Origin of the sequence: uncultured Clostridium sp. (assembly GCF_947072515.1) — a bacterium.
In the GTDB taxonomy this organism is placed as follows: Bacteria; Bacillota; Clostridia; order Clostridiales; family Clostridiaceae; genus Clostridium.
This window is the reverse complement of record NZ_CAMTIG010000115.1, coordinates 1-4,213: the sequence shown is the minus strand read 5'-3', so window position 1 is coordinate 4,213 and position 4,213 is coordinate 1. Positions and strand designations below refer to the sequence as shown.

Annotated in this window: 2 protein-coding genes; both read right to left on the bottom strand. The window is 28.3% G+C overall.

Annotated features, from left to right (window positions below; all coding sequences use genetic code 11):
* Window positions 1–697: 697 nt before the first annotated feature.
* Window positions 698–2,074, bottom strand: a complete 1,377-nt coding sequence (murD, locus tag Q0W06_RS19330; protein WP_297639742.1) for a UDP-N-acetylmuramoyl-L-alanine--D-glutamate ligase — start codon at window positions 2,072–2,074, stop codon at window positions 698–700.
* 312 nt (window positions 2,075–2,386) lie between these two features.
* Window positions 2,387–3,787 carry a glycine--tRNA ligase gene (locus Q0W06_RS19325; RefSeq protein ID WP_297639740.1) on the bottom strand — a complete coding sequence of 467 codons (1,401 nt, stop codon included), beginning with the start codon at window positions 3,785–3,787 and terminating at the stop codon, window positions 2,387–2,389.
* Window positions 3,788–4,213: the final 426 nt, after the last annotated feature.

Below are 4,213 nucleotides of genomic sequence, written 5' to 3'. Positions count from 1 at the left end.
AAGTTTAATCTTAAATTGCTCATAAAACTTACTAATAAAAGAATTGCTGGTTTAAAGTTTCTTATAAATTATTCTGTTCAATTTTCAAAGATCTGTCATCGCTCTTTGCGACTTCCTTATAATATCATTTAAAGAATTTCTTGTCAACACTTTTTTTAAAAAGTTTTTTTGAAGAAGTTCTTCGTGTTGTCCGTGTTTCTCAAGGACGTGTATTATAGTAACATGATTATTATTACTAATATTCTTCATATTTATTCATTTTTTAAATATATTTTTTCTTTTCTCTTTTTTTCTACTTTTTTCTACATTTTTCTTGTAATGATACGCCAGGAATAGTTAATTATATTTTTATGATTTTTTAGCACTCATTATTAATTCACTTCATAATTAATATATTTTTTATTCATATTTGTAAGCTATTTTTGCCCTTTTATCTATATTTCTTTCTTTCAATTTTCTCTTTTTAGCCCATTATATAATTGAATTTTCATTCAAAATGGGCTTTTTCATATAAATTTATCTTTCTTATTTTATATTTAGCTACTTTTTTATAATTAAATATAAAGTTTCAGAGGAATATTAGTATTTATTTTCTCTTAATTATTTAAATTTAAAATTCCTGACCTTTTTTAACAATTAAAATCATTATAAAATAAGAGAGTAGTTTTTTATGAAACTACTCTCTTATTAGTGTTATCTATATTCTGTTGATTATTTCTTTAAATTTATTTCCTCTTATTTCAAAGTTAGGAAACATATCAAAAGATGCACAAGCTGGTGATAATGTTACTATATCTCCATCCACAGCTATTTCTCTAGCTATTTTCACTGCCTCTTCTAAGTCCTTGGCTTCTCTCATAGGAACTTTTATATTCTTTTCTTCTTCAACCTTTAAGAATACATCTTTTATTTTATCTTTTGTTGCACCCATTAATATTAACTCTTTTATAAATGGATATCCTTCTTCTGCTAATGGCTCAAATGGAATATGCTTATCATATCCACCAGCTATAACTATAACTTTTCTATTAAAGGCATGTAATCCTGCTAATGTTCTAGTTGGATTTGATGCAATTGAATCATTATAATATTTAACTCCATCTATTTCTCTAACTAATTCACATCTATGTGCTACTCCACCAAAAGTTTCTGCTACTTTTTTCATAGTTTTTATTGATACATCATCTTTTGTTGCTAAGAATGCAGCTAAATAGTTTTCTACATTATGCATACCTGATAAAAGTATATCTTCTTTTTCTATTACTTCTTTTCCTTGAAGATATAATTTCCCTTCTTTATAGTACGATCCATCTTCTATAACTCTTTTTGAACTAAACTCTAAAACTTTTCCTTTTGCTTCTGGAATAAAAGAATGTGTTATTTCATTTTCTCTGTTTAATATAACAATCCCATTTTCTTCTCCATATAGGAAAATATTTTTCTTCGCATCTATATACTCTTGCATATCTTTATGCATATCTAAGTGATTTGGTGCTAAGTTTGTACATATAACTACTTCCATAGGTAGATTCATAGTCATAAGTTGGAAGCTTGATAATTCTAAAACTACCATATCTTCTGCTTTAACATCTTCAATTTGTGCAAATAACGGTGTTCCTATATTTCCTCCTACCCATGTTTTATATCCTTCTTCTATTAAAAGCTTAGATATCATTGTAGTAGTTGTTGTTTTTCCATCACTTCCTGTAACAGCAAATATTTTTCCTTTACAGTATCTTATGAACTCTTCCATTTCAGATGTTATGTATGCGCCCTCATTTTTAACTCTAACTAATGCATCACAATCTATTCTCATTGATGGTGTTTTAAAAACTACCTCAAATCCAGTTAATGCATCTAGATAATTTTTTCCTAATGATAAGCTTACACCTTTTTGTTTAAAGTCTACTGCTGTCTCTCCTAATTGTTCTTCTGTTTTCATATCAAAAGCCGTAACATTAGCTCCTAATTTTACTAAGAAGTTTATTAATGGAATATTACTTACACCTATTCCTACTACTCCTACTTTTTTACCTTTTATAAATGTTTTAAATTCATTAAAATCCTTTTTCATTTTATTCCTCCACACTCACAACTTTTGCACATGCATTCTTTTTACTGCCATTATTATAATATTTAAATTATCAACTTTCTATATTTTCTAAATTTAATATTTTAAATAATATGATATTATCTTTAATTTTGTCCCATTTATTTCTAATTATAACACTCTAATTAATTATTTTCAGTACTTTATACTTAGTAATAAATGTATTTTCAGAGAATTAAAAATTTAAAATTAACTTCTATTAATTCTTAATCTTTAATTCCCTTTATACATTAAAAGGGCGTTGCAAAGTTTCCTTTGCAACATCCCTTATATTAATTAAAATTCTAAGCTTTTTTCAATGTAATCTGCTAAATCTTCTATTTTAATTCTTTCTTGTTTCATAGAATCTCTATCTCTTACTGTAACTGCTCCATCATTTTCTGTTTCAAAATCAATTGTTATACAGAATGGAGTTCCTATTTCATCTTGTCTTCTATATCTCTTACCAATACTTCCTGCTTCATCAAATTCTAAATTGAATTTCTTAGCTAAGTCTGCATATATTTCTAAAGCTTTATCTGAAAGCTTTTTAGATAAAGGTAATATAGCAGCTTTATATGGTGCTAAAGCTGGATGTAAGTGCATAACTATTCTTGAATCTTTTTTATCTTCAGTTGATAAATCTTCTTCATCATATGCATCTACTAAGAATGCTAAAGCAACTCTATCAGCTCCTAATGATGGTTCTATACAATATGGTACATATTTTTCATTAGTCATTGGATCTAAGTAACTTAAATCTTGTCCTGAATGCTCAGCATGTTTTTTAAGGTCATAATCAGTTCTATCTGCTATTCCCCATAATTCTCCCCATCCAAATGGGAATAAGTATTCTATATCAGAAGTTGCATTTGAATAGAATGATAATTCTTCTTCACCATGATCTCTTAATCTTAGATTTCCTTCAGTTACTCCTAAATTTAATAGGAATTTCCAACAGTAAGTTCTCCAGTAATCAAACCACTCTAAATCTGTTCCCGGTTTACAGAAGAATTCTAATTCCATTTGTTCAAATTCTCTTGTTCTAAATGTAAAGTTTCCTGGTGTTATTTCATTTCTGAATGATTTACCTACTTGAGCTATTCCAAATGGTACTTTCTTTCTAGTACTTCTTTGAACTGCTTTGAAGTTTACGAATATACCTTGAGCTGTTTCAGGTCTTAAGTATATTTCATTTTTAGCATCTTCAGTTACACCTTGGAATGTTTTAAACATAAGGTTAAATTGTCTTATATCAGTATAGTTCATTTTTCCACAGTTTGGACAAACTATATTGTGTTCTTCAATATAAGATTTTAATTGTTCATTTGACATCCCATCAGCTGAAGCTACTTCTACACCACTTTCAGTCATGTGATCTTCTACTAATTTATCTGCTCTAAATCTTGATTTACATTCTTTACAATCCATTAATGGATCAGAGAATCCACCTAAGTGTCCTGATGCTACCCAAACTTCTTTATTCATTAAGATTGCACAGTCAACTCCTACATTATAAGGACTTTCTTGAACGAATTTTTTCCACCAAGCTTTTTTAACGTTATTTTTAAATTCCACTCCTAAAGGGCCGTAATCCCATGAATTCGCAAGTCCACCGTATATATCTGAACCTGGGAATATAAATCCTCTGCTTTTACATAGTGCAACTATTTTATCCATAGTTTTTTCTACTGCCATAATAATTCCTCCTTAATTTATATATCAATAATATTTTTTTACAATAAAAAAAGCCCTAAGCACTCAAAGGGACGAAAATCTTATTCCGCGGTTCCACCCTTCTTGGCTAAAGCCCAACTTTAATTAACTGTACTAAAAAGTTCCCTTTTCTTTATCTCACTAATGATTTTCACCTACCATCATCTCTCTAAAAATAAGATTAAAGATACTTTTCTTTTATCCTCATACATATTAAATTATATATTTATTTTACCAAAAGAATTTTAGATGTCAATATTTAATCTTTTTATTTAAAATATGGAGATGTTATAATCTACACTCTAAAAATCTGTATATAAAAAAAGTAGTGATTTCTCACTACTACTAAATTCAAATGGCTCCGCGAAGAGGACTCGAACCTCCAGCCTATCGGTTAACAGCCGAGTG

Excerpts from the sequence above, each read along its gene's own strand:
- murD (WP_297639742.1), bottom strand. The coding sequence starts at position 2,074 with ATGAAAAAGGATTTTAATGAATTTAAAACATTTATAAAAGGTAAAAAA.
- Q0W06_RS19325 (WP_297639740.1), bottom strand. The coding sequence starts at position 3,787 with ATGGCAGTAGAAAAAACTATGGATAAAATAGTTGCACTATGTAAAAGC.